Annotated in this window: 29 protein-coding genes and 1 tRNA gene; 10 read left to right on the forward strand and 20 right to left on the reverse strand. The window is 41.4% G+C overall.

The window, feature by feature from the left end; genetic code table 11:
* Position 1 precedes the first annotated feature (1 nt).
* Both HMPREF9421_RS09870 and HMPREF9421_RS09875 read right to left on the reverse strand, forming a co-directional pair.
* Positions 2-1,057 carry an ABC transporter permease gene (locus HMPREF9421_RS09870; protein WP_006596884.1) on the reverse strand — a complete coding sequence of 352 codons (1,056 nt, stop codon included), beginning with the start codon at positions 1,055-1,057 and terminating at the stop codon, positions 2-4.
* Positions 1,054-1,785, reverse strand: coding sequence for an ABC transporter ATP-binding protein (locus HMPREF9421_RS09875; RefSeq protein ID WP_006596885.1), 732 nt, complete (start codon positions 1,783-1,785; stop codon positions 1,054-1,056). Before HMPREF9421_RS09875 ends, HMPREF9421_RS09870 begins: the two co-directional genes overlap by 4 nt.
* Before the next feature lie 67 nt (positions 1,786-1,852).
* On the opposite strand from HMPREF9421_RS09875, the gene HMPREF9421_RS09880 reads away from it, so the two are divergent.
* Both HMPREF9421_RS09880 and HMPREF9421_RS09885 read left to right on the forward strand, forming a co-directional pair.
* Positions 1,853-2,266 (forward strand): HIT family protein, encoded by a 414-nt coding sequence (locus HMPREF9421_RS09880; protein WP_006596886.1) that lies wholly within the window; start codon positions 1,853-1,855, stop codon positions 2,264-2,266.
* 13 nt (positions 2,267-2,279) lie between these two features.
* Positions 2,280-2,576, forward strand: coding sequence for a hypothetical protein (locus tag HMPREF9421_RS09885; protein ID WP_006596887.1), 297 nt, complete (start codon positions 2,280-2,282; stop codon positions 2,574-2,576).
* 58 nt (positions 2,577-2,634) lie between these two features.
* Here HMPREF9421_RS09885 and lytR read toward each other — a convergent pair whose 3' ends face one another.
* The 4 genes from lytR to HMPREF9421_RS09905 all read right to left on the reverse strand — a co-directional run bounded on the left by lytR (position 2,635) and on the right by HMPREF9421_RS09905 (position 6,331).
* Entirely contained in the window at positions 2,635-3,804 is a 1,170-nt protein-coding gene (lytR, locus tag HMPREF9421_RS09890) for a glycopolymer--peptidoglycan transferase LytR (protein ID WP_006596888.1), read from the reverse strand.
* Positions 3,801-4,334, reverse strand: coding sequence for a GNAT family N-acetyltransferase (locus tag HMPREF9421_RS09895; protein WP_006596889.1), 534 nt, complete (start codon positions 4,332-4,334; stop codon positions 3,801-3,803). The genes lytR and HMPREF9421_RS09895 overlap by 4 nt, the downstream gene beginning before the upstream one ends.
* Before the next feature lie 2 nt (positions 4,335-4,336).
* Positions 4,337-4,786 (reverse strand): tRNA (adenosine(37)-N6)-threonylcarbamoyltransferase complex ATPase subunit type 1 TsaE, encoded by a 450-nt coding sequence (gene tsaE, locus HMPREF9421_RS09900; RefSeq protein WP_006596890.1) that lies wholly within the window; start codon positions 4,784-4,786, stop codon positions 4,337-4,339.
* A gap of 123 nt (positions 4,787-4,909) precedes the next feature.
* Entirely contained in the window at positions 4,910-6,331 is a 1,422-nt protein-coding gene (locus tag HMPREF9421_RS09905) for an NCS2 family permease (RefSeq protein WP_006596891.1), read from the reverse strand.
* Between the two features lie 264 nt (positions 6,332-6,595).
* Between HMPREF9421_RS09905 and HMPREF9421_RS09910 the strand changes: the two genes are divergently transcribed.
* The 7 genes from HMPREF9421_RS09910 to serS all read left to right on the forward strand — a co-directional run bounded on the left by HMPREF9421_RS09910 (position 6,596) and on the right by serS (position 13,778).
* The gene (locus HMPREF9421_RS09910; RefSeq protein WP_006596892.1) at positions 6,596-7,408 is read left to right on the forward strand and encodes a Cof-type HAD-IIB family hydrolase; all 813 of its coding nucleotides are present in this window, start codon (positions 6,596-6,598) and stop codon (positions 7,406-7,408) included.
* Positions 7,409-7,696: 288 nt separating this feature from the next.
* The gene (gene adhP, locus HMPREF9421_RS09915; protein WP_006596893.1) at positions 7,697-8,719 is read left to right on the forward strand and encodes an alcohol dehydrogenase AdhP; all 1,023 of its coding nucleotides are present in this window, start codon (positions 7,697-7,699) and stop codon (positions 8,717-8,719) included.
* Positions 8,720-9,082: 363 nt separating this feature from the next.
* On the forward strand, positions 9,083-10,072 hold the full coding sequence (locus tag HMPREF9421_RS09920) for a PTS sugar transporter subunit IIB (protein ID WP_006596894.1): 990 nt from the start codon (positions 9,083-9,085) through the stop codon (positions 10,070-10,072).
* A 27-nt stretch (positions 10,073-10,099) separates the two neighbouring features.
* The gene (locus tag HMPREF9421_RS09925) at positions 10,100-10,903 is read left to right on the forward strand and encodes a PTS mannose/fructose/sorbose transporter subunit IIC (RefSeq protein ID WP_006596895.1); all 804 of its coding nucleotides are present in this window, start codon (positions 10,100-10,102) and stop codon (positions 10,901-10,903) included.
* 18 nt (positions 10,904-10,921) lie between these two features.
* The gene (locus HMPREF9421_RS09930; protein ID WP_006596896.1) at positions 10,922-11,833 is read left to right on the forward strand and encodes a PTS system mannose/fructose/sorbose family transporter subunit IID; all 912 of its coding nucleotides are present in this window, start codon (positions 10,922-10,924) and stop codon (positions 11,831-11,833) included.
* Positions 11,834-11,913: 80 nt separating this feature from the next.
* Positions 11,914-12,282 (forward strand): DUF956 family protein, encoded by a 369-nt coding sequence (locus HMPREF9421_RS09935; protein ID WP_006596897.1) that lies wholly within the window; start codon positions 11,914-11,916, stop codon positions 12,280-12,282.
* 218 nt (positions 12,283-12,500) lie between these two features.
* Entirely contained in the window at positions 12,501-13,778 is a 1,278-nt protein-coding gene (gene serS, locus HMPREF9421_RS09940) for a serine--tRNA ligase (protein ID WP_006597414.1), read from the forward strand.
* Between the two features lie 37 nt (positions 13,779-13,815).
* Here the strand turns inward: serS and HMPREF9421_RS09945 are convergent, their stop codons facing one another.
* From HMPREF9421_RS09945 to HMPREF9421_RS10005, 13 genes are all read right to left on the reverse strand, one after another.
* Positions 13,816-14,586 carry an acetyl-CoA carboxylase carboxyl transferase subunit alpha gene (locus HMPREF9421_RS09945; RefSeq protein WP_006596899.1) on the reverse strand — a complete coding sequence of 257 codons (771 nt, stop codon included), beginning with the start codon at positions 14,584-14,586 and terminating at the stop codon, positions 13,816-13,818.
* Positions 14,586-15,446 (reverse strand): acetyl-CoA carboxylase, carboxyltransferase subunit beta, encoded by an 861-nt coding sequence (accD, locus tag HMPREF9421_RS09950; RefSeq protein ID WP_006597410.1) that lies wholly within the window; start codon positions 15,444-15,446, stop codon positions 14,586-14,588. Before accD ends, HMPREF9421_RS09945 begins: the two co-directional genes overlap by 1 nt.
* Positions 15,447-15,534: 88 nt before the next feature.
* On the reverse strand, positions 15,535-16,902 hold the full coding sequence (locus HMPREF9421_RS09955) for an acetyl-CoA carboxylase biotin carboxylase subunit (RefSeq protein WP_006596901.1): 1,368 nt from the start codon (positions 16,900-16,902) through the stop codon (positions 15,535-15,537).
* Positions 16,903-16,912: 10 nt separating this feature from the next.
* Positions 16,913-17,335: a 3-hydroxyacyl-ACP dehydratase FabZ gene (gene fabZ, locus HMPREF9421_RS09960; RefSeq protein ID WP_006596902.1), complete on the reverse strand. Its 423-nt coding sequence runs from the start codon at positions 17,333-17,335 to the stop codon at positions 16,913-16,915.
* Positions 17,332-17,814, reverse strand: a complete 483-nt coding sequence (gene accB / locus HMPREF9421_RS09965; protein ID WP_006596903.1) for an acetyl-CoA carboxylase biotin carboxyl carrier protein — start codon at positions 17,812-17,814, stop codon at positions 17,332-17,334. Before accB ends, fabZ begins: the two co-directional genes overlap by 4 nt.
* Position 17,815: 1 nt before the next feature.
* Positions 17,816-19,048: a beta-ketoacyl-ACP synthase II gene (fabF, locus tag HMPREF9421_RS09970; protein WP_006596904.1), complete on the reverse strand. Its 1,233-nt coding sequence runs from the start codon at positions 19,046-19,048 to the stop codon at positions 17,816-17,818.
* Between the two features lie 17 nt (positions 19,049-19,065).
* Entirely contained in the window at positions 19,066-19,800 is a 735-nt protein-coding gene (gene fabG / locus HMPREF9421_RS09975) for a 3-oxoacyl-[acyl-carrier-protein] reductase (RefSeq protein ID WP_006596905.1), read from the reverse strand.
* Between the two features lie 12 nt (positions 19,801-19,812).
* Positions 19,813-20,733: an ACP S-malonyltransferase gene (fabD, locus tag HMPREF9421_RS09980; protein WP_006596906.1), complete on the reverse strand. Its 921-nt coding sequence runs from the start codon at positions 20,731-20,733 to the stop codon at positions 19,813-19,815.
* A 24-nt stretch (positions 20,734-20,757) separates the two neighbouring features.
* Positions 20,758-21,723 carry an enoyl-[acyl-carrier-protein] reductase FabK gene (gene fabK / locus HMPREF9421_RS09985; protein WP_006596907.1) on the reverse strand — a complete coding sequence of 322 codons (966 nt, stop codon included), beginning with the start codon at positions 21,721-21,723 and terminating at the stop codon, positions 20,758-20,760.
* A gap of 110 nt (positions 21,724-21,833) precedes the next feature.
* Positions 21,834-22,058, reverse strand: coding sequence for an acyl carrier protein (locus HMPREF9421_RS09990; RefSeq protein WP_003003892.1), 225 nt, complete (start codon positions 22,056-22,058; stop codon positions 21,834-21,836).
* Positions 22,059-22,113: 55 nt separating this feature from the next.
* The gene (locus HMPREF9421_RS09995; RefSeq protein ID WP_006596908.1) at positions 22,114-23,088 is read right to left on the reverse strand and encodes a beta-ketoacyl-ACP synthase III; all 975 of its coding nucleotides are present in this window, start codon (positions 23,086-23,088) and stop codon (positions 22,114-22,116) included.
* On the reverse strand, positions 23,088-23,522 hold the full coding sequence (fabT, locus tag HMPREF9421_RS10000) for a fatty acid biosynthesis transcriptional regulator FabT (RefSeq protein ID WP_006597415.1): 435 nt from the start codon (positions 23,520-23,522) through the stop codon (positions 23,088-23,090). The genes HMPREF9421_RS09995 and fabT overlap by 1 nt, the downstream gene beginning before the upstream one ends.
* A gap of 98 nt (positions 23,523-23,620) precedes the next feature.
* The gene (locus tag HMPREF9421_RS10005; RefSeq protein WP_006596910.1) at positions 23,621-24,412 is read right to left on the reverse strand and encodes an enoyl-CoA hydratase; all 792 of its coding nucleotides are present in this window, start codon (positions 24,410-24,412) and stop codon (positions 23,621-23,623) included.
* 213 nt (positions 24,413-24,625) lie between these two features.
* On the opposite strand from HMPREF9421_RS10005, the gene HMPREF9421_RS10010 reads away from it, so the two are divergent.
* Complete coding sequence (locus HMPREF9421_RS10010; protein ID WP_006596911.1) at positions 24,626-25,975, forward strand: aspartate kinase; 1,350 nt, start codon at positions 24,626-24,628, stop codon at positions 25,973-25,975.
* A gap of 71 nt (positions 25,976-26,046) precedes the next feature.
* On the opposite strand, the gene HMPREF9421_RS10015 is transcribed toward HMPREF9421_RS10010, so the two are convergent.
* Positions 26,047-26,120: transfer RNA gene (locus HMPREF9421_RS10015), tRNA-Asn, on the reverse strand.
* Positions 26,121-26,125 lie beyond the last annotated feature (5 nt).

A 26,125-nucleotide genomic window follows, 5' to 3' on the forward strand; every position in this document is an offset into this window, starting at 1 on the left:
TTTAAAGCGTTTCGTCAACTAATCGTCTCACCTTGAAAGGTGCATAACCATAGGCTAAAAGGGCTGTGAAAGCTAGCAAGGCCAGGACGAGAAGTTTGTCTTCAAAGACCAGTAATCCCATTCCTCCCTCGACAAGAACCACAAACAAGGTCACCGATTGAACCGTTTGAAGAAGCCCTCGTGTTTTAGCACTGATTTCCAAGGGGAAGAGTCGCGTCAAATATTGATAATCAAAGGCCTTGTAGAGTCCGAGCAATTGAAAAACAAGTAAATAATTCAAGAGCCCCGCGACGGCTACTGCTACTAGCGTTTGCGGGATGAAAACAAAGACAGCGATTGCTAGTCCTAATAGACGCAGGCTCATGGAAAACAGATCTCCATTTCTGAGATAAGAACGGAGATACAGATTGTTCCAAGTCTTGGAACTGACTTTCGGAACCATGCTTGTCAGCTTATCTAAGTAAGCCCGCCGTTTCACGCTATTCGTCATTCCTTTTACTGTGGTAAAAAGGGCGAAAAATCTTAGAATCCTTTGCTTTCTCAGATTTTCCAACTCTACGATTCGTTTCCAATCAAGACCCGCCTGATTATAGAATCTTTTGCCCTTCCCTTGAAAAACAAGAACCTTCAACAAGAAGAGAATAGACAAATAAACCACTACAATGATCAAAGACAGTCCTAAAGCCAAGGCCAAAGGGACAAACAGGACAAGTACAAGAGTTTGCAAAATCCCCCAGAAAATAGTCGCTCGTATAGTCTGTTGTTTCAAATAGCCTTTCAATTCCTCTTCTTTTGCCAGGAGAAAAATCATGTCTGGCTTCTCAAAATAGGTAGCGATAGAACCAACTGGAAGCAGGAGCAAAGGAGCTAGAGCAAGTACAAGGAGGAGAAGGCTCTTATCTTCTGGTAGGGAACGCAAAAACTGACTGTACTGAACCGCTAAAAAGCCTAGAAAAATCAGGAGAAAGAGGACAAAGTGATCATTAAACACATAGCGAGAATATTTTAAGCACTGATTGCGAAAGGTCGTCTTCCTCTTTTGTAGTACTTCTATCATCGGTCCGCCTCTTTTGTTAGTGCAAGGTAAATCTCATTCAAATCGGCATCTGCCATTCCAAATTCTGTCCGCAAATCCTCTAAAGTCCCCTGAGCACGGACCTGTCCCTTATGGAGGATGACAAAGGCATCGCACATTTTTTCAGCAGAATCCAGCACATGGGTACTCATTAAAATAGATTTTCCCTTCTCTTTTTCCACCTTCAATAATTGAATTAAATCTGAGATCGCAACTGGATCCAAACCTAAGAAAGGCTCGTCGACAATAAACAAACTTGGATCAACAGCAAAGGCACAAATAATCATGACCTTTTGTTTCATCCCCTTAGAAAAATGGACAGGAAACCAATCCAATTTTTCCTCTAGTCGGAATTGCTTCAAGAGAGGAGTCACACGCGCAAAAACTGCTTCCTGATCCAAGTCATAGGCCATCGCTACTGTCTCAATATGCTCACGCAGGGTTAACTCTTCATAAAGGCTCGGTGTTTCAGGAATATAACCAATTTTTTGGCGATAAGCACCTGGAGAAGTAGCTAAAGTCAAACCGTCGATCCGGATTTCGCCAGCATAGGGACGCAATAGGCCAATTATTTCATTAATGGTCGTTGATTTCCCTGCTCCATTCAAGCCAATCAATCCAATTAATTGACCATCACCAACCTCAAAACTAACATCTTTTAAGACAGGGATATTGACATAGCCTCCTGTCAGGTTTTTTATTTCTAACATATTTTCTTAGCTTTCTGGTATAATGTTCTTATATTATAACAAAATCTAGCGAAATTGAGGTGCATTTATGGTTTCGGATTGTATTTTTTGTAAGATTGTTGCCGGAGAAATTCCTGCTTCTAAGGTCTACGAGGATGACCATTTTCTTGCTTTTTTAGATATCTCTCAGGTCACTCCAGGCCATACCCTCGTGATTCCAAAAAGACACGCCCGTAATCTATTGGAGATGACACCAGATGAAACAGCTGATCTTTTTAACATCGTTTCAAGAGTCACCAAAAAAGTGGAAGGTGCTACACAGCCTCAAGGAATGAATATCATTAGTAACATGGAAGAAATTGCGGGTCAGTCTGTCTTCCACACCCACGTCCATATTCTTCCACGCTACTCTCAAGAAGACGACCTAAAGATTGATTTCATTGCCCACGAACCTGATTTCGAACACCTTGCCCAATTAGCCAAGGATATCTCAAACCATTAAAAAGGAGCTTACTATGAAATTAAGAGATCTATTTTGGTTTGCGACTGGAGCAACCATCAGCTATCAACTTGTTAAAAATCGTGAACCACTGAAAAATGAATTCAACGAAACCAAACAACTAACGGATGGAATCCAATCAAACCTTTCAAAAATCAAAAAGAATATTGAAATCATCCAAGAGCAAAGAGTCCTTTTAAATCAACTACTGGAAGACTTTTCCTATAAAGCAAGGGTCTTCTCTCAGCAAGCCAACGCTTCTGTAGAACAAATCCAAACTATTTGGTCTGAGAAATCTAGCGATCATGAATAAACAAAAAGGTTTTGAGATAGTCGTCTCAAAACCTTTTTATTTATAGAAGTATTTGACTTTAGTTTCCTCCAGCACCAGCTACCGTTGTATCCGTATAAGGTGTCACTGTCGGTTGATAGGGTGTCACTGCTTCTGAGCTGACAGAAGTTTCTGGAGCATAGGAAGGATCATAATAGCCTCCGCCTGTATCCTGGCTCGCCTCTACTGGACTTTCGCCACTTTCTGATGAAGAAGCTCCCCCAGTTTCGTCGCCATCCAATAGAACGGCACTTGTTTTGAGCTTGCTTAAAGGTGATAAGCCCAAACTTTTACGCAAGATATTCTGCATCTTCAGCAGGTGCTCTGAAGTAACGATTTGGTAACTTCCGCCATCCGCTAGGGTGGCATCTTCCCCTTTCAACTGTTCCATACGGATGTTCTTCAAGGCATCTCGATAACCCATCAACTGCATCAAGCTATTCGTATCCAAGGAGATATTGGTCTGCATATTATCACTAACCGCTTCAATAATTCCTTGATAGTTGCTCAAACCGTCCAGAGTCAATACTTTCTTGATGATCTTTTCGATAACTTCCCGTTGTCGTTTTTGACGGCCATAGTCTCCTTCTGGATCTTGATAACGCATCCGTGAATATACCAAGGCTTGCTCTCCATCAATCTCTTGACGACCAGGTGGAATTTTCGCTGTGTATTCCGGTTCATTTTCTTCGATTGAAATATCAAAATCAAATGGATTGTTTACCGTGATACCACCGACCTTATCAACCAGTTGGACGAGACCTTTCATATTGATCATCGCATAACGGTCAATATGAATATTCATCAAATCTTGGATGGTTTCAATGGCCAACTCTGCCCCACCTTGAGCATAAGCCGCATTCAGCTTCGCTTGGACAGTTTCTCCATCCTTCGTGATATTGGTCAAGATATCCCGTTCCAAACTCATAATCGTTGTTTCACGCGTCTGTGGATTCACCGTCACCAGAATCATGGTATCACTGTTTCCTACCCACTGATCCTCTCGTGAACCTGACCCTGTATCAACCCCCATGAGCAAGATGGTCATCGGTTTGTTTTCTGCAATGACATTATTTTCATCGCCAATGCCTTTAAAGGTCTTACTCAACGTGTTTGTTGACTGATTGAGGATGGTCAGCCCATAGGCTCCAAGCCCGATTGTCGTTACAGCTAACAAACTAAAAAACATTAATAGAATTTTTTTAATCATTGATTCTGTCCATCTATCAGTTTGCCCATTAGGTAAACATCCAGATATTCCCCTTCCTTGTATACGCCTCTCTTGCGGAGACCTTCAATTTCAAATCCTAGCGTTTGGTAGAGATGGATGGCCCGTTCATTTCGAACTTGGACACTGAGGTCTAACTTTCGAAGGAGGTTGGTACCTTCTGCCCATGCGATTCCTTCTTCTAGAAGAATACGACCCAAGCCTTTATTCCAATAGGCCTTCCGAACAACGATAAAGACATCTCCAATATGGCGCAAGGCTCTGTTTTGATCCGCTGCAATATTTAAGACACCTACCAGATCCTCACCCAAGTATAATAAGAGACATAATTGATTGCCTGTTTGTGCTTGTGTTTCAGCAAATATTTCCAACTCTTGCTTGGTCATCCCAAGCCCTTCTGGAGCCAAGGTCATGAACTCAGATTCAGTCGCTACAGCTTTAAAAAAGTCGAGTAAACGCTCTGCATCCGAAGCCTCAGCCTCTTTTAAAAAGAGATCCAATACCTGTTCCATCTTCAAGCTCCTACAGAAGTTAGAAATGAGTCCTTTAATTGTTCTGCACGTTCACCGACAGCTGACAAGCGTATCTCACGTCCGTCGCCGTCCTTGAGCAGTTCAACCTTTAAATATCCAGCAGGAAGACTGGTCTCTAGCAATTCTCCCCACTCAATAACGGTCACCCCTTCACCAAATAAAAAGTCATCCAAATCAATCGAATCTGGATCATCTCCAATACGATAAACATCCAGGTGATACAAGGGTAAGCGACCTTCATATTCTCTCACGATAGTATAAGTGGGACTTTTGATCATCTGACGAATATCCAAACCTTGAGCAAGGCCTTTTGTAAAGGTTGTTTTCCCTGCCCCCAGATCTCCCGTCAGAATCACGACATCCTGTTTTTCTAATCGTTGACCCAACTGTTTCCCGAGGGCCATCAACTCTTGTTCATTTTGACTTTTCATTCCTCCATTATACCAAAAATAATTGATTATTGCCCACTATTTTTAGTCGATCAACCTCCTGCCTCACATGAGACAATCAAAAAAAGCTTGGACTTTTTGTCCAAGCTTTCCTCTATGTTCATTCTAATGCAAGGCCATACTGATAAAGTTCAAGATAAACAAGGCATCTAAAATCCAAATCATACTGTGAACTTCTTTGGCTTCACCTTTGACCAATTTGGTTACTGTATAGGTAATAAAACCTGCTGCAATCCCATTTGTGATGGAATAGCTGAATCCCATAAAGATAGAGGTAAAGAAGGCTGGTACAGCTTCTGCCATATCATCCCAATGGATGTTTTTCAAGCTACTTAACATCATGATCCCAACGATGATTAAAATCGGTGCCGTCGCTGCAGTTGGTACGATGGCAAGAAGAGGACTAAAGATACTTGACACTGCAAAACAGAGGGCTACTACAAGGGCTGTCAGACCAGTCCGTCCACCAGCTCCAATTCCCGCAGCTGACTCAACATAAGTCGTCACATTCGAAGTACCTGCAATAGCACCAACAGATGTGGCTACAAGGTCTGAATAAAGGGCTTTATCCAATTTAGCGGATTGGTGATTTTCACCATTTGTAGCCACGATTCCGACTTTTTCTCCTGTACCGATCAAGGTACCAATCGTATCAAAGATATCTGTCAAGGAGAATGCCAAGATGGCCATCAAGGTTTCAGGAAGACGAGAAGTATTGGTAATCAAAGAACCTAATCCTTCTGAACCAAGTGCAGCTCCAAAAATTTTGCCAAGATCATTAACGGCTGCTCCAAGATGGGTACTACCAAAGTCAATCGTTGAAAGATCAACAATGCCAAATACAATACCAAGGATTGTTGTCGTAAGGATAGAAAGGATAATTCCTCCTTTAATGCCCTTGATGACAAAGAAAACAGTAATGGCTAAGCCAGCCAAGGCAAGGAGGACTGTCGGACTATTGAAACTAACAAGTCCTGGGACCGCTGCAGAATTTGCTGTAATCGCTGCATTCGCTTTGTCAGCCCCTTCTCCTGCCACCGTATAAGTATGTGGATCAATTGAAAACTTCAACAGGCCAGCATTTTTAATTCCGACATAGGCCAAGAAAATTCCGATACCAGCTGAGATAGCTGAACGCAAAGCATTTGGAATTGACTCAATAATCATTTTCCGAACATTGGTTAATGTAATAACCAATGAAATTAGTCCGCAAATAAAGACCATTCCCAAAGCTTCTTTCCAAGAATAGCCCATCCCAAATACCACTGTAAAGGTAAAGAAGGCGTTCAAGCCCATACCTGGTGCTTGGGCATAAGGCAGATTCGCATAGAAAGCCATCATGAGAGTCCCAACGACTGAACCAATAATGGTTGCTAGAAATACTCCTTGAGCAGGCATTCCTGTTTGGGAAAGCATTTGAGGGTTTACAAACAAGATATAAGACATGGCAAAGAAGGTCGTTAAACCAGCTAATACCTCTGTACGAACCGTCGTTCCGTGTTCAGATAGTTTGAAAAACTTATCCATTTTTCCAATAAACTCCTTAAAAAAAATAAATCTGCTCGCGACTCAATCACGAACAATACCAATATTTTATCAAATATTATTCACTTTTACAAGAGATTCATCTGGACAATCTTTCGTGTCATATCATCTTCTATTCGAAAGACTGAAATTTTCCTGTTTATCTGGTATAATGGTAGCATTCGTCTTAAAATATGGTGCTCTATACTCTATAAAACATTCCTTATTTAGAGTTCGAAAAACCATACAAATGAAAGGATTCTTCCTATGAATAAGAAACTAATCGCTGTCGATTTAGATGGCACCTTATTAAATTCTGAGAGTAAATTATCATCCTATACGATTGAAACTATCCAAAAAGTCAGTGAACAAGGCCACCAGGTCATTATTACAACTGGGCGTCCCTATCGAATGGCAGATCATATCTATAAGGAATTGGGATTGGAAAGTCCCATGATTAACTTTAATGGCGCTCTCACTCATATTCCAAATAAAAAATGGTCGAAAGAACTATCCATGACCCTTGATAAAAAATACCTCCTCGATATGGTTGAGAGAGAAAATGACATCCAAGCGGACTTTATTGCAGGAGAGTATCGCAATAAGTTCTATGTCACCCATACCTACCACCATACTATTGATCCCGCCTTATTTGGGGTTTCAAAAATCTCCTCCAAAACAAAATTCGAAGCTCGTAAAGTTACCGAAAATCCGAATGCCATCCTCTTTCAAACACGCGCTGAAGATAAGTATGCTTTAGCCGAAGAAATGCGTGATTACTACCATCACGAGCTAGAAATCAATAGCTGGGGTGGACCCCTCAACATTCTGGAGTGCGCTCCAAAAGGGGTCAATAAGGCCTTTGCCCTTAACTATCTCCTCGAGACTTACGGACTTGATCGGAAAGATCTGATTGCCTTTGGAGACGAACAAAATGATACAGACATGTTAGCTTTTGCAGGAACTGGTTATGCAATGAAAAACGCCAATCCTGTCCTCCTCCCCTATGCCGATAAACAAACCGAGTATACAAATGATCAGGACGGCGTTGCTCGTCAATTAGAAAAACTCCTCCTATAAATAAAGAGAATTGCTTGAATCACCTTTTACAAGAAAGGATTCAAGCTTTTTGTTTTCTCAAACATACTGGACCTTATAGGGACCTTTTCTGAAAATAATTTAACTAGTTAAGTTTATTTTCAGAAAATTTTCTATGTAAACGCTTGCCAATTGACAAGGTTTGTGATAAAATTAACATAACAAAAATAAAAAAGGAGCCTAGCTCGTTTCATACGATAATGATTCAAGTGATGTTACTTCTCGTTTTATTACCGTCTCTAATTCAACTAAGCTCTTAAGGAGGAACAAATGAAAGCTGTTGTTGTAAATCCAGAAGGTACTGGTGTTGAAATCGTTGCAAACAAAGACATGCGTCCACTTGAAACAGGGGAAGCTCTTGTTCAAATCGAATACTGTGGTGTCTGCCACACTGACTTGCACGTCGCTCACGGAGACTTCGGTAAAGTGCCAGGCCGTGTTCTTGGACACGAAGGAATCGGAATTGTGAAAGAAGTCGCTCCAGATGTCAAGAGCCTAAAAGTTGGAGATCGTGTCAGTGTCGCATGGTTTTTCGAAGGATGTGGAACTTGTGAATACTGTACAACCGGTCGCGAAACCCTTTGCCGTACTGTAAAAAATGCTGGTTATTCTGTTGACGGAGGAATGGCTGAACAATGTATCGTTACTGCAGATTACGCAGTGAAAGTACCTGAAGGATTAGATCCAGCACAAGCTTCTTCTATCACTTGTGCAGGTGTTACAACTTACAAAGCCATCAAAGAAGCCAAAGCAGAACCAGGACAATGGATTGTCATCTACGGAGCTGGTGGACTAGGAAACTTGGCTGTTCAATATGCTAAGAAAGTCTTCAACGCTCATGTCATCGCTATTGATATCAACAATGACAAACTGGAATTAGCTAAAGAAGTTGGTGCAGACTTTGTTATCAACGGTCGCGAAGTCGAAGATGTCCCAGGATTGATCAAAGAAAAAACAAATGGTGGCGCTCACTCTGCTGTCGTAACAGCTGTTTCTAAAGTAGCTTTCAACCAAGCAGTAGATTCTGTTCGTGCAGGTGGCCGCGTTATCGCAGTTGGACTTCCTTCAGAAATGATGGATCTCAGCATTGTGAAAACGGTATTAGATGGTATCCAAGTCATCGGTTCTCTAGTAGGAACTCGTAAAGACTTGGAAGAAGCCTTCCAATTTGGTGCAGAAGGCTTGGTAGTCCCTGTCGTTCAAAAACGTCCAGTAGAAGATGCTGTCAAAGTCTTTGAAGAAATGGAAGCTGGAACCATTCAAGGACGTATGGTACTTGACTTCACAAACTAAATAACTGAACCTACAGGACTAGCCCAACTGGGCTGGTCTTTTTTTAGTACTCTTAATAGATCCATCAACCAGTTTGTTATATTTTTATTTTACTTGTTTGATTCATGACTGATTTTCCACAATTTCATAACTAACCTTCGCTTACAAACTATAGCATATATAGCGCTGTTTTCATGGAATCATTTAGCGATAAACCAGTAGGAATAGGTGCTCTATAGGGATAAATTAATATAACAAAGATCCTCTTTTACCTGTAAATTTTGATAGAAAAATTGACTTAAGTGTGAAAACGATTTATAATAAAGTAGCTTAAAGTTTTCTTAAACTGAAAGTCAAACAAATTTATAAGGAGGAATGTCAATAATGAGTATTGGTATCATTATTGCTAGCCACGGTGAATTTGCTGCTGGGATCCACCAATCCGGCTCGATGATCTTTGGGGATCAAGAGAAAGTTCAAGTGGTTACGTTCATGCCAAGTGAAGGCCCAGATGATCTCTATGCTAAATTCAATGCTGCTGTTGCCGCATTTGATGCAGAAGATGAAGTCTTGGTTTTGGCTGACCTTTGGAGTGGTTCTCCATTTAACCAAGCGAGTCGCGTTATGGGAGAAAATCCAGATCGTAAATTTGCGATCATCACTGGATTGAACCTGCCGATGTTGATTCAAGCTTATACAGAGCGTTTAATGGATGCAACTGCTGGCGTTGATAAAGTTGCTGCAAACATCATCAAAGAATCTAAAGATGGAATCAAAGCTCTTCCAGAAGAATTGAATCCAGTCGAAGAAGCAAGCACTGCTTCAGTTGCTCCTGTTGCCCAAGCCGCTATTCCAGAAGGAACAGTGATCGGTGACGGAAAACTCAAAATTAACCTTGCCCGCTTAGATACTCGTCTACTTCACGGACAAGTCGCAACTGCTTGGACACCTGATTCAAAAGCGGATCGAATTATCGTAGCTTCAGACTCAGTTGCCAAAGATGAGCTCCGTAAAGAGTTGATCAAGCAAGCAGCACCGAATGGTGTGAAAGCAAACGTTGTCCCAATTCAAAAATTGATCGACGTTGCAAAAGATCCACGCTTTGGTGAAACACATGCTTTGATCTTGTTTGAAACACCTCAAGATGCCCTTCGTGCCATCGAGGGTGGTGTTCCGATTAAAACCTTGAACGTTGGTTCAATGGCCCACTCAACTGGTAAAACCATGGTTAACAATGTCTTGTCAATGGACAAAGAGGATGTGGCTACATTTGAAAAAATGCGTGATCTTGGAGTAGAATTTGACGTCCGTAAAGTGCCAAATGACTCTAAGAAAGATTTGTTTGACTTAATTAACAAAGCTAACGTTCAATAATCGATTACTTACGAAAGGATTTTAAACATGTCTATTATTTCTATGGTATTAGTGGTCGTTGTTGCCTTCTTAGCAGGTCTTGAAGGTATCCTTGACCAATTCCAATTCCACCAACCACTTGTTGCTTGTACCTTAATCGGTTTGGTAACAGGTAACTTGACTGCCGGTGTTATGCTTGGTGGTTCCCTTCAATTACTTGCACTTGGCTGGGCCAACATTGGTGCCGCAGTTGCACCCGACGCTGCTCTTGCATCAGTCGCCGCTGCGATTATCTTGGTTCTTGGTGGTGACTTTAGCTCTAAAGGAATCGCTGTGGCTCAAGGTGTAGCTATTCCACTTGCAGTTGCTGGTCTTTTTTTGACAATGATCGTCCGTACTCTCTCCGTTGGTTTGGTCCACACTGCTGACGCTGCTGCTAAAAAAGGTGATATCAAAGGCGTAGAACGCGCTCACTTTGTAGCCCTTCTCCTTCAAGGTCTTCGTATCGCCATTCCTGCAGCCCTTCTTTTGATGATCCCTGCTGACACTGTTAAAGGTGCTCTTGAAGCGATGCCTGCTTGGTTGTCAGACGGTATGCAAATCGGTGGTGGTATGGTCGTAGCCGTTGGTTACGCCATGGTTATCAACATGATGGCAAGCCGTGAAGTTTGGCCATTCTTTGCCATTGGTTTTGCTCTTGCTGCCGTTAGCCAATTGACCTTGATTGCTCTTGGTGCAATTGGTGTTGCACTTGCCTTGATCTACCTTTCTCTCTCTAAGAAAGGTGGCAATGGAGGTGGCGGAGTTGCTACTTCTAATGACCCAATCGGCGATATCCTTGAAGACTATTAAGAAAGGTGTGACACTATCATGACTGAAAAATTACAATTATCTAAATCAGATCGTCAAAAAGTTTGGTGGCGTTCAACCTTCTTGCAAGGTTCTTGGAACTATGAACGGATGCAAAACTTGGGTTGGGCTTACTCATTGATCCCAGCTATCAAAAAACTTTACACGAAGAAAGAAGACCAAGCGGCTGCTCTTGAGCGTCACATGGAGTTCTTCAACACTCACCCATACGTAGCTGCTCCAATCATCGGGGTAACTCTTGCCCTTGAAGAAGAAAAAGCAAATGGCGCTGCGATTGATGATGCCGCTATCCAAGGGGTTAAGATTGGTATGATGGGACCTTTGGCGGGTATCGGAGATCCTGTCTTCTGGTTTACAGTTCGTCCAATCCTTGGAGCACTTGGTGCATCTCTTGCCTTGACTGGTAATATCCTTGGTCCACTTATCTTCTTCTTTGCTTGGAATGCGATTCGTATGTCCTTCTTGTGGTACACCCAAGAACTTGGATACAAAGCAGGTTCTGAAATTACCAAAGATATGTCTGGTGGGATCTTGCAAGATATCACTAAAGGAGCTTCTATCCTCGGGATGTTCATCCTTGCTGTCTTGGTAGAACGTTGGGTATCTATTAAATTCATCTTTAATGTTTCTTCTGTCAAATTAGACGACAAAGCTTATATCCACTGGGATAAACTTCCTGAAGGATACAAGGGTATCCAAGAAGCCTTCGCTCAAGTTGGTTCAGGTCTATCTCAAACACCTGAAAAAGTTACGACTTTCCAACAAAACTTGGATTCATTGATTCCTGGTTTGATGGGATTGCTTCTTACTTTCGCTTGTATGTGGTTGCTTAAGAAGAAAGTATCTCCAATCACTATCATCATCGCCCTCTTTGTAATCGGTGTCTTGGCACACGTTGCTGGCTTGATGTAAGCAAAGATCAACAAAAAAGAAGGTTTCGACCTTCTTTTTATTATGGTATAATGAAATGAACATTGTTACAGGAGGATCACATGGCGCAATCACAGAATAAAACCGTGGAATTCCATACCACTGGTGTCTCTTATCTAGGTGTTGGTGGAAAGGTTGGAAAAATCCTAGTTGGGAATGTCGCTTTTGAATTTTATGCGGATGCTAATGTAGAAGACTACGTCCAAATTCCCTGGAAAGAAATCGAACAGATCGGAGCCAACGTATCCGGGCGTAAAATTAGCCGCCATTTTGAAATTTACACCAAGGAAAGCAAGTTTCTATTTGCTTCTAAAGACTCGGGTAAAATCTTAAAAATTGCCCGTCAACACCTTGGAAATGATAAAATTGTCAAGCTACCGACCTTGATCCAAACCATCGCAGCTAAAATTAAAAATCTATTTGCAAAATAGCTCCTTTTCTTGTATAATAAACGAAAACGGATAAGTAAATTAAGGAAATCTTTCAGAAAGTCTGCGGTTGCTGTGAGCAGATAGAGGACTTAATTGAAATTCTACCGTTTATCAAAAAATTGAAGATCAAATCAAGTGCACACCTGTGAAGTTGGATGGAACCGTGGCCCTGCCACTCCAACACTGTAACAGGTGTGCTTTTTGTTAAAGGAGAAGCTATGTTAGATATTAAACGAATTCGTACAGACTTTGATGCAGTTGCTGAAAAATTAGCGACACGCGGTGTAGATACTGCCATCTTGAACGAAATGAAAGAAATCGATGCCAAGCGACGTGACATCTTGGTCAAAGTAGAAAGCCTCAAGGCTGAGCGTAACACAGTATCTGCTGAAATCGCCCAAGCCAAACGCAACAAAGAAAATGCAGATGATAAGATTGCTGCCATGCAAACTCTTTCTGCAGAGGTCAAAGCCTTGGATGCAGAATTGGCAGAAATTGATGCGAGATTGACAGAATTTACTACGACTCTTCCAAACATCCCTGCTGATAGTGTGCCTGTTGGGGCTGATGAAGACGATAACGTAGAAGTTCGCCGTTGGGGAACTCCTCGCGAGTTTGACTTCGAACCAAAAGCTCACTGGGACCTTGGAGAAGACTTAGACATCCTTGACTGGGAACGTGGTGGTAAAGTCACTGGCGCTCGTTTCCTCTTCTACAAGGGGCTTGGAGCTCGCTTAGAACGTGCTATCTACAATTTTATGTTGGATGAGCATGGCAAGGAAGGATACACAGAAGTCATCACCCCTTACATGGTCAACCACGATTCTATGTTTGGTACTGGTCAATATCCAAAATTCAAGGAAGATACTTTTGAACTCAGCGACACCAACTATGTCTTGATTCCAACTGCTGAAGTTCCACTGACCAACTACTACCGTGATGAAATCATTGATGGTAAAGATCTACCAATCTACTTTACTGCTATGAGTCCATCTTTCCGTTCTGAAGCTGGTTCTGCTGGTCGTGATACTCGTGGTTTGATTCGTTTGCACCAATTCCACAAGGTTGAAATGGTTAAATTTGCCAAACCGGAAGAATCATATGAAGAATTGGAAAAGATGACAGCTAACGCTGAAAATATCCTTCAAAAACTCAACCTTCCATACCGTGTCATGGCTCTCTCAACGGGAGACATGGGCTTCTCAGCTGCTAAGACTTATGACTTGGAAGTCTGGATTCCAGCGCAAAATACCTACCGTGAAATCTCAAGCTGTTCCAACACAGAAGATTTCCAAGCCCGCCGTGCGCAAATCCGCTACCGTGACGAAGCAGATGGTAAAGTCAAACTTCTTCACACCTTGAACGGTTCTGGATTGGCTGTTGGACGTACCGTTGCTGCTATTCTTGAAAATTATCAAAATGAAGATGGTTCTGTAACCATTCCTGAAGTCCTTCGTCCATACATGGGTGGCGCTGAAGTCATCGCACCAAAATAAGAAAAAACTGAGTCTTGCAAATAGCAAGCTCAGTTTTTTAATATTTACGAAAACGTTGGTAACGTTGCTCTAGAAGTTCTTCGAGAGGCAAAGCTTGTAGCTCCTTCAATTCTGCTTGGATTTCCTTCTTCACTTGAGCTAGTAATTCGCCATTGGAAAAACCATGCTCCGGAATCACCTTGTCCACAATATCCATATTCAACAACTCATGCGAAGTAATCTTCATCAATTCAGCTGCTTCCATGGCACGGCTTCCGTCTTTCCAGAGAATAGAGGCAAATCCTTCTGGACTCAAAACTGCATAGATGGAGTTCTCAAGCATCCAGACCTTGTCTGCTACAGCTAAAGCAAGAGCCCCACCTGAGCCACCTTCTCCGATGATAATCGCGATAATCGGAACTTTTAAGTCACTCATTTCCATGAGGTTACGGGCAATAGCCTCACCTTGTCCTCGTTCTTCAGCGCCAACACCCGGATAAGCACCCGCGGTATTGATGAAGGTTACTACTGGACGACCAAATTTCTCCGCCTGTTTCATCAGACGCAAGGCTTTTCGATAGCCTTCAGGATGGGGTTGACCAAAGTTTCGACTGAGATTGTCTTGAAGATTCTTTCCTTTTTGAATCCCGACCACCGTCACCGCTTGTTCTCCTAGCCAACCAATTCCACCAATCACTGCACCGTCATCTCGGAAATTCCGATCTCCATGCAATTCGATAAAGTTATCAAAAATTCCATGTGCATAATCGAGAGCTGTCAAACGTCCTTGGTCACGAGCTTCTTTAATAATTTGTGTTATTCTTGTCATTACTTCCCTCCATGAAAGGCTAACAAGTCTGCGATTGTTGAACGCATTTCACTACGCTGGACAATCACATCCACAAAGCCATGCTCCTGCAAAAATTCAGCCTTTTGGAAATTATCTGGCAACTGTTCCCGTACGGTAGACTCGATCACTCTTCGACCTGCAAATCCCACAAGGGCTTGACTCTCTGCAATGATAATATCTCCTTCCATTGCAAATGACGCCGTTACCCCTCCTGTTGTTGGGTCTGTTAGAACTGTCAGATAAAATAAGCCTGCTTTTGAGTGTCTTTGAACAGCTGCAGAGATTTTAGCCATCTGCATCAAACTGACGATTCCTTCTTGCATCCGAGCTCCACCAGAAGCGGTAAAGAGCACAACTGGGAGCTTTTCTTCTGTCGCCAATTCAAATAGACGCGTAATCTTTTCACCGACCACAGAGCCCATAGAAGCCATGATGAAATTAGAATCCATAATACCGAGAGCCACTTGATGGCCCCCGATCTTTGCAGTTCCTGTTAGCACAGCTTCATCAAGTCCTGTCAATTCACGAACAGCCGCCAATTTCTTCTTGTAGTTTGGAAACTTAAGCGGGTCCTTGGTCTCAATACCCGTAAACAATTCAATAAAGCTTCCTGGATCAATTGTCAATTGAAGTCGCTCTACCGCAGATATTCGGAAGGTATAACCACACTTAGGACACAGACGTTCACTTCCTAGATCCTTTTGATAAATCGTATGTTTACAGCCCGGACACTGAGAAAACAACTCATCTGGAACCTCTGGTTTCGGCTGAGGTGCTTCAATGGCCGACCGATTGGGATTAATTCGAATGTACTTATCTTTTTTAGAAAATAAAGCCATCAACTTCTCCTTACTTGGTAAAAGAACTTTGTAATTGTGCCCGTTCATTCCTTGTGAAAATGAATCTCACATTTACAAAGTTCATTGCTTATTGATTTTTCTGATAATTTGGTAAAAATGTCTCCATCAGAAAGGCGGTATCGTAATCACCAGCAATCACATTCGAATCTGAAATCAAATCCAATTGGAAATCACTGTTAGTCATTACACCGTCAATTTCCAACTCATAGAGGGCGCGTTGCATCTTCATCAAGGCATCAAAACGATTCTCTCCATGGACAATGATTTTGGCAATCATACTATCGTAGTAAGGTGGAATCGTATAGCCAGGATAGACAGCAGAATCCACGCGCAAGCCGACTCCTCCACTTGGAAGATAGAGATTGGTGATTTTTCCTGGGCTAGGTGCAAAGTTAAAGGCAGGATTTTCTGCATTGATCCGGCATTCAATAGCATGACCAGAAATTTGAATATCTTCTTGACGGACAGACAATTCTTGCCCAGCAGCAATCTTAATTTGCTCTTTCACGATATCAATTCCTGTGACAAATTCTGTCACGGGATGCTCAACTTGAACCCGAGTATTCATCTCCATGAAGTAAAATTCGCCTTTTCCTTCATCGTAAAGAAACTCGATTGTCCCAGCATTTTCATAGCCAACAGATTCTGCTGCGCGGACGGCTGCAGAGCCAATTTGATCTCGAATCGTCTTACCAATTGCTACGGACGGAGATTCTTCGAGAACCTTTTGGTTGTTTCTCTGAAGCGAACAATCCCTCTCACCTAAATGAACCACATGTCCAAATTGGTCAGCCAAGATTTGAACCTCAATATGACGAGCCGGGTAGATGACGCGCTCTAGGTACATGGCTCCATTACCAAAGGCCGCCTTAGCTTCTGTCGAAGCAGATTCAAAAGCGGGAACTAGGTCTTCTGCCCGCTCTACTTTACGGATTCCTTTACCGCCACCTCCAGCTGATGCCTTCAGCATAACAGGATAGCCAATCCGATCGGCAACTTCCAAGGCTTCTTCAGCTGTATGAACTTCACCATCCGATCCTGGAATAACAGGCACACCTGCTTTGATCATTTGTGCCCGGGCATTAATTTTATCACCCATCATATCCATAACAGATCCTGATGGTCCGATAAACTTAATTCCGACTTCTTCACACATGGTGGCAAACTTCGAATTTTCACTCAAAAATCCAAATCCTGGGTGAATAGCTTCTGATCCAGTCAAAACAGCTGCAGATAAAACAGCATTCATGTTCAAATAAGAATCGGTTGACTTGGCAGGCCCAATACAAACGGCTTCATCCGCTAGTAAGGTATGCAAGGCTTCCTTATCAGCCGTTGAATAGACAGCGACTGTTTCAATTCCTAATTCACGAGCAGCTCGAATAATCCGGACCGCAATTTCACCACGATTCGCGATTAAAATTTTTCGGAACATAGAAACCTCCCTAGTTACCAATTGCAAATGTTAAGGTCCCGCTAGCAGCTAATTTCCCATCGACTTCCGCTTTTGCTTCCACGACCGCAATCGAACCACGACGCTTGACAAAGGTAGCCGTCATCACGAGCTGATCTCCCGGAACGACTTGTTTTTTAAATTTAACCTTATCCATTCCAGCATAAAAGACTAATTTCCCTTTATTTTCTGGTTTGGATAATTCTAAGACACCGGCAGTTTGTGCCAAAGCTTCCATAATGAGAACACCTGGCATAACTGGGTAGCTTGGAAAGTGCCCATTAAAGAAAGGCTCATTGATCGTCACATTCTTGATGGCTACAATCGTATCCTCACTTGTTTCGAGGACGCGATCCACCAATAACATAGGGTAACGGTGTGGAAGAGCTTCTTTAATAGCTTGAATATCGATCATTTAATCCGTACCAATCCTTTCCCAAACTCGACCATTTCTTCATTTGAAACAAGGATTTCAGTGACGATTCCATCTCTTGGCGCAGGAACTTCATTCATGACTTTCATTGCTTCAATAATCAATAAAGTTTGGCCTTTTGAAACGCTATCTCCAACCTGAACAAAAGCTGGTTTATCTGGACCTGAAGCTAAATAAGCTACACCGACAAGAGGACTTTCAACTACTTCCCCTTCTGCTGCTACTGTTGGAGCAACTTCTGGAGCTGACGGAGCAGCTGGTTCTTCTGCGAGAACAACAGAGCTTTCAACAGCGGGCGCCACTTCCTGAACTACAGGAGCTGGAGTAGCAGGTTGCGAGCTAGCTACACTGCCAGTATTTTTACTAAATGATAGCACATCCGTTGCATTTTGATAGCTAAATTCACGAAGACTGGATTGGTCAAATTGACTCATTAGGTCTTTAATTTCTTGAATATTCACTTTATCCCTCCCAACGTTTAAAGGCTAAGACAGCATTGTGTCCTCCAAATCCAAATGTATTGGAAATAGCATAGGAAATCGGACGTTCTTGCCCTTCACCAAAGATGACATTGGCTTCAATATAATCTGATAACTCTTGTGTTCCAGCAGTTTTTGGAACATATTGATGACGAATTGCTTCAATTGTCGCAATAGCTTCAACTGCCCCTGCTGCTCCCAAGAGGTGACCTGTAAATGATTTTGTAGAAGATACTGGAACTTCTTTACCAAATACAGAAACGATTGCACCACTTTCTCCTTTTTCATTTGCTGGAGTAGAGGTTCCATGGGCGTTGACATAATCAACTTGAGCTGGTTCAATTTCTGCCTCATCCAAAGCCAACTTCATTGCCTTGATAGCTCCTTGACCTTCTGGATGTGGAGAAGTCATATGGTAGGCATCACAGGTATTACCGTAGCCCACGACTTCAGCAAGAATGGTTGCACCACGTTTTTCAGCGTGTTCCAAACTTTCAAGCACCAACATTCCTGATCCTTCACCCATTACAAATCCATTCCGATCTTTATCAAATGGAATAGAAGCACGAGTTGGATCTTCTGTTGTTGAAAGAGCTGTTAGGGCTTGGAAACCGGCGATTGCAAATGGCGTAATAGAAGCTTCTGAACCACCTACCAACATCAAATCTTGGAAACCAAACTTAATGGCACGGAAAGCATCCCCAATCGCATCATTGGAAGAGGCACAAGCCGTGTTGATCGATTTACAAATTCCATTAGCTCCAAAACGCATAGCAACATTACCAGATGCCATATTTGGCAAAGCTTTTGGAAGAGTCATTGGTTTGACACGTTTTGGTCCTTTTTCATGCAAACGAATCACTTGATCTTCGATTTCTTTGATACCACCGATACCAGAAGCAACAATGACACCAAAACGATCTTTATCAATAGCTTCTACGTCTAAACCTGCATGATTCACAGCTTCTTGAGCGGCATACAAAGCATATAATGAGTAGTTGTCAAAGCGGTTTGTATCTTTTTTGATAAAGTATTTATCAAATGGGAAATCTTGGATTTCAGCTGCATTATGAACAGCAAAGTCACTGTGGTCAAATTTTGTAATCGGACCAATTCCAATCTTTCCTTCTTTTAAGCTATTCCAAAATTCTTCTGGAGTGTTTCCGATTGGAGATGTCAAGCCATAGCCTGTTACAACAACACGATTTAATTTCATTTCAAACCTACCTCTTTTTATTGCATGGTTAAGCCACCATCAATTGCGATGACTTGCCCTGTTAGATATTCTTGAGTCGCAAGAAAGACTGCAACATCTGCTACTTCTTCTGTATTTCCAAAGCGTTTCATCGGAATTTGAGCGAGAGACATTTCTTTAATTTTTTCCGGAAGTCCTTCTGTCATATCAGATTCGATAAAGCCCGGAGCAATGACATTGACTCGGACATTTCTTCCAGCTACTTCACGCGCTACCGATTTAGAAAAACCAATCAAACCAGCTTTTGAGGCTGCATAGTTAGCTTGTCCAACATTTCCTGTTAGACCGACAACACTCGACATGTTGATGATAGCACCTTCACGCGCCTTGGTCATCGGCTTTAAGACTGATTGTGTCATATTAAAAGCACCAGTCAAATTCACCTTCAAGACTTGCTCAAAATCTTCTTCCGTCAATTTTAACATGAGCTTATCATTGGTAATCCCAGCATTGTTAACAAGGATGTCTACTGAGCCAAGTGCTTCAATCGCTTCCGCGACCATTCGTTTCGCTTCCGTAGCTTGGGATACATCCCCAGTAACGCCAACTACCTTCACACCATATGAGGCAAATTCATCCACTAGACCTGCAGGGAGCTCTCCACGACTATTTAAGACAATGTTGGCTCCTTTTGACGCAAATTTATGCGCAATAGCCAATCCAATGCCTCTACTTGAGCCAGTAACAAATACATTTTTATTCTTCAGTTCCATAGTCACCTCATCTTATTCGTTCAGTAGGGCTTCAAGGCTGGCTTGATCCTCAACATTTTTCGTTGGAAGAGTTTTATCAATTTTTTTCAAGAAACCAGTCAAGACCTTACCTGGACCAATTTCAATCACTTCATCTACTCCAAACTCTTGAATCGTTGCAATCGAATCATAGAAACGAACGGGCTCCATCACCTGGCGAGCTAATAAAGCTTTGATTTCGTCTGATTTCATGATCTTTGCTTCTGTATTCCCAACCAAAGGCAAGCTAAAGTCCTTAAAAGTAACTCTCTCAAGTTCAGTCGCTAGTTTTTCACTAGCAGAAGCAAGTAAGGCCGTATGGAAGGGGCCAGAGACATTCAGAGGAATCAACCGTTTTGCCCCTGCTTCTTGTAAGAGTTCAACAGCATAGTCCACAGCTTCAACCTCTCCACCAATCACAATTTGGGCAGGAGTGTTGTAGTTAGCTGGTGTTACGACTCCCTTTTCAGAAGCCTGTTGACAGATTTCTTCAATCAAGGAAGGATCAGTATTCATGACAGCTACCATCTTTCCGCTTCCAGCAGGCGCAGCTGTTTCCATAAATTCACCCCGCTTAGCTACCAAAGCGACTGCTTCTTCAAAAGAAAGAGCACCTGCAGCAACTAGAGCAGAATATTCTCCTAGAGAAAGACCGGCAACAATATCCGGTGTAATACCCTTTTCTGCTAATAGACGATAAATAGCTACTGAAGTTGTCAAAATAGCCGGTTGGGTAAAGCGTGTTTGATTGAGCTTGTCTTCATCAGAATCAATCAATCCTCGTAAATCATAGCCCAAAATCTGACTTGCAGTATCAAATGTCTTCTTAACAATCGGATAAGTTGCATACAAGTCACTAGCCATCCCCAATTTTTGGGCACCTTGACCAGCAAATAAGAAAGCACGTTTTGTCACTGTTCTCTTCCTTTCCTTTACTTGTTAGAATTTGACATCTGCCCAGCGAGCTGCTTCTTTCTGAATGACTTTAGCAGCTCCAAAATAGATATCTTCCAAGATTTCAGCACAGGTTTCTTCTTTACTTACGAGACCTGCAATTTGTCCTGCCATCACAGATCCGTTATCAACGTCTCCGTCCACAACAGCATTGCGAAGAGCACCTGCTCCTAATTCTTCAATTTCTTCTTGAGTCTTCTTACCTGCCAAGAAATCTTTTTCAGCTTGGTTATAAGCAGAAGCCAATTTATTCTTAATCGCACGAACTGGATGGCCAACAACTGACGCAGACACTACTGTATCAATGTCTTTAGCTTTCAAGATTTTATTCTTAAAGTTTTGGTGAGCATTTGATTCTTTAGCAACGACAAATCGTGTTCCCACTTGAACAGCAGCTGCTCCAAGCATGAAGACTGCAGCTGCTCCAGCACCATCAGCCACACCACCAGCACCAATAACTGGAATAGAAACAGCTTCGACCACTTGACGAACCAGGGTCATGGTAGTCAATTTACCAATATGCCCACCTGCTTCCATTCCTTCAGCAATCACAGCATCCGCACCTAGTTTTTCCATCCGTTTTGCTAAAGCTACTGAAGGTACAACTGGAATAACGGTAATGCCAGCTTCGTGGAAACGATCCATGTATTTTCCAGGATTCCCTGCACCAGTGGTAACAACTTTAACCCCTTCTTCGATAACCAAATCAACGATATCATCTGCAAAAGGAGAGAGGAGCATGATATTCACTCCAAAAGGTTTGTCAGTAATGGATTTGACACGATCAATATTCGCTTTGACAACTTCTTTAGGTGCATTTCCTCCACCGATGATCCCAAGACCACCCGCATTGGATACAGCTCCCGCTAGATCACCATCAGCGACCCAAGCCATACCACCTTGGAAAATTGGATATTTAATGTTTAATAATTCTGTAATTCGTGTTTGCATAATACCTTCCTCGTTTTCGCTTAAGTAATAGTTTGAAAGCGGTTCTTTGCTTTGAGCGTCAAACTATTACCTAAACAAGAGAGAATATCTTTCGATACTCTCATCCATTATTATTTAGTTTTTTCTTCTACGTAAGCAACAAGGTCACCTACAGTTGACAAGCCTTCTTCTGTTTCAATTTGAATGTCGAATGCATCTTCAATTTCTGAAATCACTTGGAACAAATCCAATGAATCAGCTTCAAGATCTTCAAAAGTAGACTCAAGTGTTACTTCTGATGGTTCTTTACCAAGTTCTTCAACAATAATTTCTTGTACTTTTTCAAATACTGCCATGATTGGCCTCCTTAAAATAATAAAAAATTTTTAAAATGTGTTACCACATGTTTAACTAGATTGTAACAAGAAGTGAGCCCCATGTCAAACCTCCACCAAATCCAGACAGAAGAATTGTTTGACTTCCATCCAATTTGATCAGTCCTTGGTCGACACACTCCGATAATAAAATTGGAATACTTGCGGCACTCGTGTTACCATATTCCATCATGTTTGCAGGAAGTTTTTCCCGATCAACCCCGATTTTCTTAGCCATTTTATCTAAGATACGGTCATTTGCTTGGTGCAGAAGAAAATAATCAATCTCTTCAACAGGCACTGGAGCATCTGCTAACATATTTTTAATACTCTTAGCCACATCCCGAATGGCAAAATCAAAGACTGCTCTCCCATCCATTGACAAATATTTTTTATCTTCTTCCTTATCAGAATATGGTGAAGATAAACCAACAGATGATGATTGAAGAACTTCTCCACGGGAACCGTCTGAAAACAGACTTTCTGCTAAAAAAGTTTGTTGCTCGGAAGCTTCCAATAAAACACCGCCAGCACCATCCCCAAATAAGACTGCTGTTGTCCGATCTTCCCAATCGATCACTTTCGATAAGGTTTCACTTCCGATAACGATTCCTCGTTTGTACTGGCCAGAGCGAATAAACTTTTCAGCAGTCGCAAGCGCAAAGACAAATCCACTACAAGCAGCGGTCAAATCAAAAACAAAGGCTTTAGAGGCACCAATTTTAGCTTGAACACGAGCAGCTGTAGATGGCATCATGGAATCCGGTGAAATCGTAGCAACAAAGATAAAATCCAACTGATCCGCTTGTAAACTACTTTTTTCAAGCAAGCGACGAGCCACTTCCGTAGCTAAATCGCTGGTTGATTCTGATTGAGAAATATGACGCTTCCTAATTCCTGTCCGACTAGCAATCCACTCATCACTGGTATCCATCCGTTCAGAAAGATCCTGATTGGAAATCACTTGGCTTGGCGCATAATGGGCTACCTGACTAATTTTTGCAAAAGTCATTATTTCAACTCCTCCAAGAAACGATAAAGGTTCTGCAACCCTTTTTGCATCACTTTCCGTTCATCTGGAGACATCCCATCGATAATTTGATTGACCATTCGCTTGTGAAATTGTTGGTGAAGCCGATACAAGAGTTTTCCTCTTTTGGTCAAACTCAAATGGACAACCCGACGATCAACTTCAGATCTGGTTCGTTCAATATAACCTTTTCGTTCAAGGTTATTTAAACTGGTTGTGACTGTACCTAACGTAACCATTAACGAACGCGAAATATCACTTGGAGTTGCGTTTGGTGTTGAGCCGATGACATCTATTGTGTGCATTTCCTTAATAGAAACATCATTAAATCGACTGCTACGTAAACTAGTTTCTTCGATGACTAAAACGTTGTTAAAAATGGATGTAAGGTAATCATTGACTAGTTGAAAATTCAAAAACCACACCCCCTATTCATTACTTTGATAATCGAATTTTATCAAAATTCAAACCAAATAGCAAGTCCCAACAACAAAAACATAAAAATTTTACGTTTTTATTTTCCTATAAATTTTGGACGTCGACGTTCTGAATAGGCAATAACTCCCTCTTTAAAGTCTTCTTTTAAAGATAGATTTCTTTGCAATCTCAACTCAATTTCAGCATAGCGATCCCAGTCAGTCAGCATGCTAGACCAGGCCAACTCTTTAATCGCAGCAAAAGAATTGTCTGAGCTACGTCTTAACTTTATGAGAAGTTGGTTAACAGTCTTGTCTAATTTATCTACTTCAGAAACCTTATACACAACGCCATATTCCAGAGCCTTTTCAGCACCTAATGGTTCACCAGTCATCGCTAACTGAGTTGCTCTACTCAAACCAATGGCTCTTCCTAAAAGGAAAAGACCACCAGCATCAGGAGCTAAACCTACTCCAACAAAGGCTTGAATAAACTTGGCTTTATCAGAAGCAATACAAAAATCTGCCGCTACTGCCATATTAGCAGTTGCTCCTGCAACCGCACCATCTGCAACCATAATCACAGGTTTTGGAAGTTGCTTCATTTTTTTAGAGATTTGATTTACCAATTCCGCAATTTGCGTTAACGAATCGATATCATCGGCATCGACAGCCCGCTTCATCTCTGCTAAATCACCACCAACCGAAAAAACCTTACCAACTGCTTTAAATAAAATAAAACGAATATCTGGATTCTTCTCAGCTAATTCTAATGCTTCAAGGATTTCCTGACACATTGGAATGTTAAAACCATTTGAAACCTCAGGTCTATTTAAAACAATAGATGCGAGATCCTCTTCTACAGAATATATAATCGTTTCGAACACCATAAGCCACCTCTTTACTAATTAGCTGTTCAAATTGTTTGATAGTTGAACTTATTTATTTTTATATTATTTTAGCACAACTACTTTGAGAAGTAAATTACATTTTCATAACAAAGTGTCTCAGCCGAAAGACTTGCTTGATAGCAGTGCTATTTTAGATTGTAACCAAGCTCTATCTTTGGTATAATTTAAAGTAAGTTTTGTAAAGGAGTCCACATGAAAGTAGTTAAATTTGGTGGTAGTTCGTTAGCATCTGCTACCCAGCTAGAAAAAGTATTCAATATTGTTAAAGAAGATGAAACCCGTCAATACGTGGTCGTTTCTGCTCCAGGGAAACGCAATGCTGAGGACACAAAAGTTACCGATGCCCTCATCAAGTATTATAAAGAATATACCAACGGAAAAGATACTAGTCAAAGTCAAGAATGGATTATTAATCGCTATCGTTCTATTACAGAGGAGTTAGACTTAAACGAGGAAATTATCGAAGAAATTGCTAGAGATATCATTTCCCTTGCAACACTTCCCAAATCCGATAACACCTTCTTATATGATACCTTCTTAGCAGCTGGAGAAAACAACAATGCGAAACTCATTGCAGCTTACTTTGTTAAAAAGGGCTTAGAAGCAAAATATATCCATCCAAAAGATGCAGGTATCTTTGTAACAAGTGAACCTTGTAATGCTCGCATTCTGCCTTCTAGTTACGATAAGATTGAAGAACTCAGAAACCATAATGAAATTTTAGTAATCCCTGGATTCTTTGGAATTACTAAAGAAGGCCAAGTATGTACTTTTTCAAGAGGTGGTTCTGATATTACAGGATCTATTATTGCAGCCGGAGTTAAAGCAGATCTCTACGAAAACTTTACGGACGTCGATGGTATTTTTGCAGCTCACCCAGGGATTATTAAACACCCACATTCTATTCCTGAACTAACCTATAAAGAGATGCGGGAATTAGCCTATGCTGGCTTTAGTGTCCTCCATGATGAAGCACTTGTTCCTGCATATCGTGGAAAAATTCCAATGGTGATTAAGAATACCAACAATCCAAAACATCCAGGTACCAAGATTGTGCTGAACCATACCAATGAGAATGTAAAAGTTGTTGGAATTGCAGGAGACTCAGGATTTGTCAGCATTAATACCACCAAATACCTGATGAATAGAGAAGTCGGTTTTGGTAGAAAATTATTACAAATTTTAGAAGATTTGAATATTAGTTGGGATCACATGCCAACAGGAATTGACGACCTATCAGTCATTCTTCGGTCAAAAGAATTAACCCCAATTAAGGAACAAGAAATTTTAAAACATTTAATCCAAGATTTACAGGTGGACTATGCCGAAATTGAGCATGATCTTTCCATTATCATGATAGTAGGAGAGAATATGAAAAATCAAATTGGTGTAACAGCAACAGCTACAAAAGCTTTATCAGAAAACAACATTAATATCCAAATGATTTCTCAAGGATCCAGCGAAGTTTCCATCATGTTTGTAGTCAATCAAGAACAAGAAAAACAAGCTATTAAAGCTCTATACAATGTTTTCTTTAACTAAGAAAAAAGGTTCGAAAGAACCTTTTTTTAATGTATTCATAAAAATAAAAAAAAAACCCTTTCGGGTACTGACTCCGCCAGTAGGACTCGAACCTACGACATCATGATTAACAGTCATGCGCTACTACCAACTGAGCTATGGCGGAAAAAA

The sequence above is a fragment of the Streptococcus australis ATCC 700641 genome (assembly GCF_000186465.1).
GTDB classification, from domain to species: domain Bacteria; phylum Bacillota; class Bacilli; order Lactobacillales; family Streptococcaceae; genus Streptococcus; species Streptococcus australis.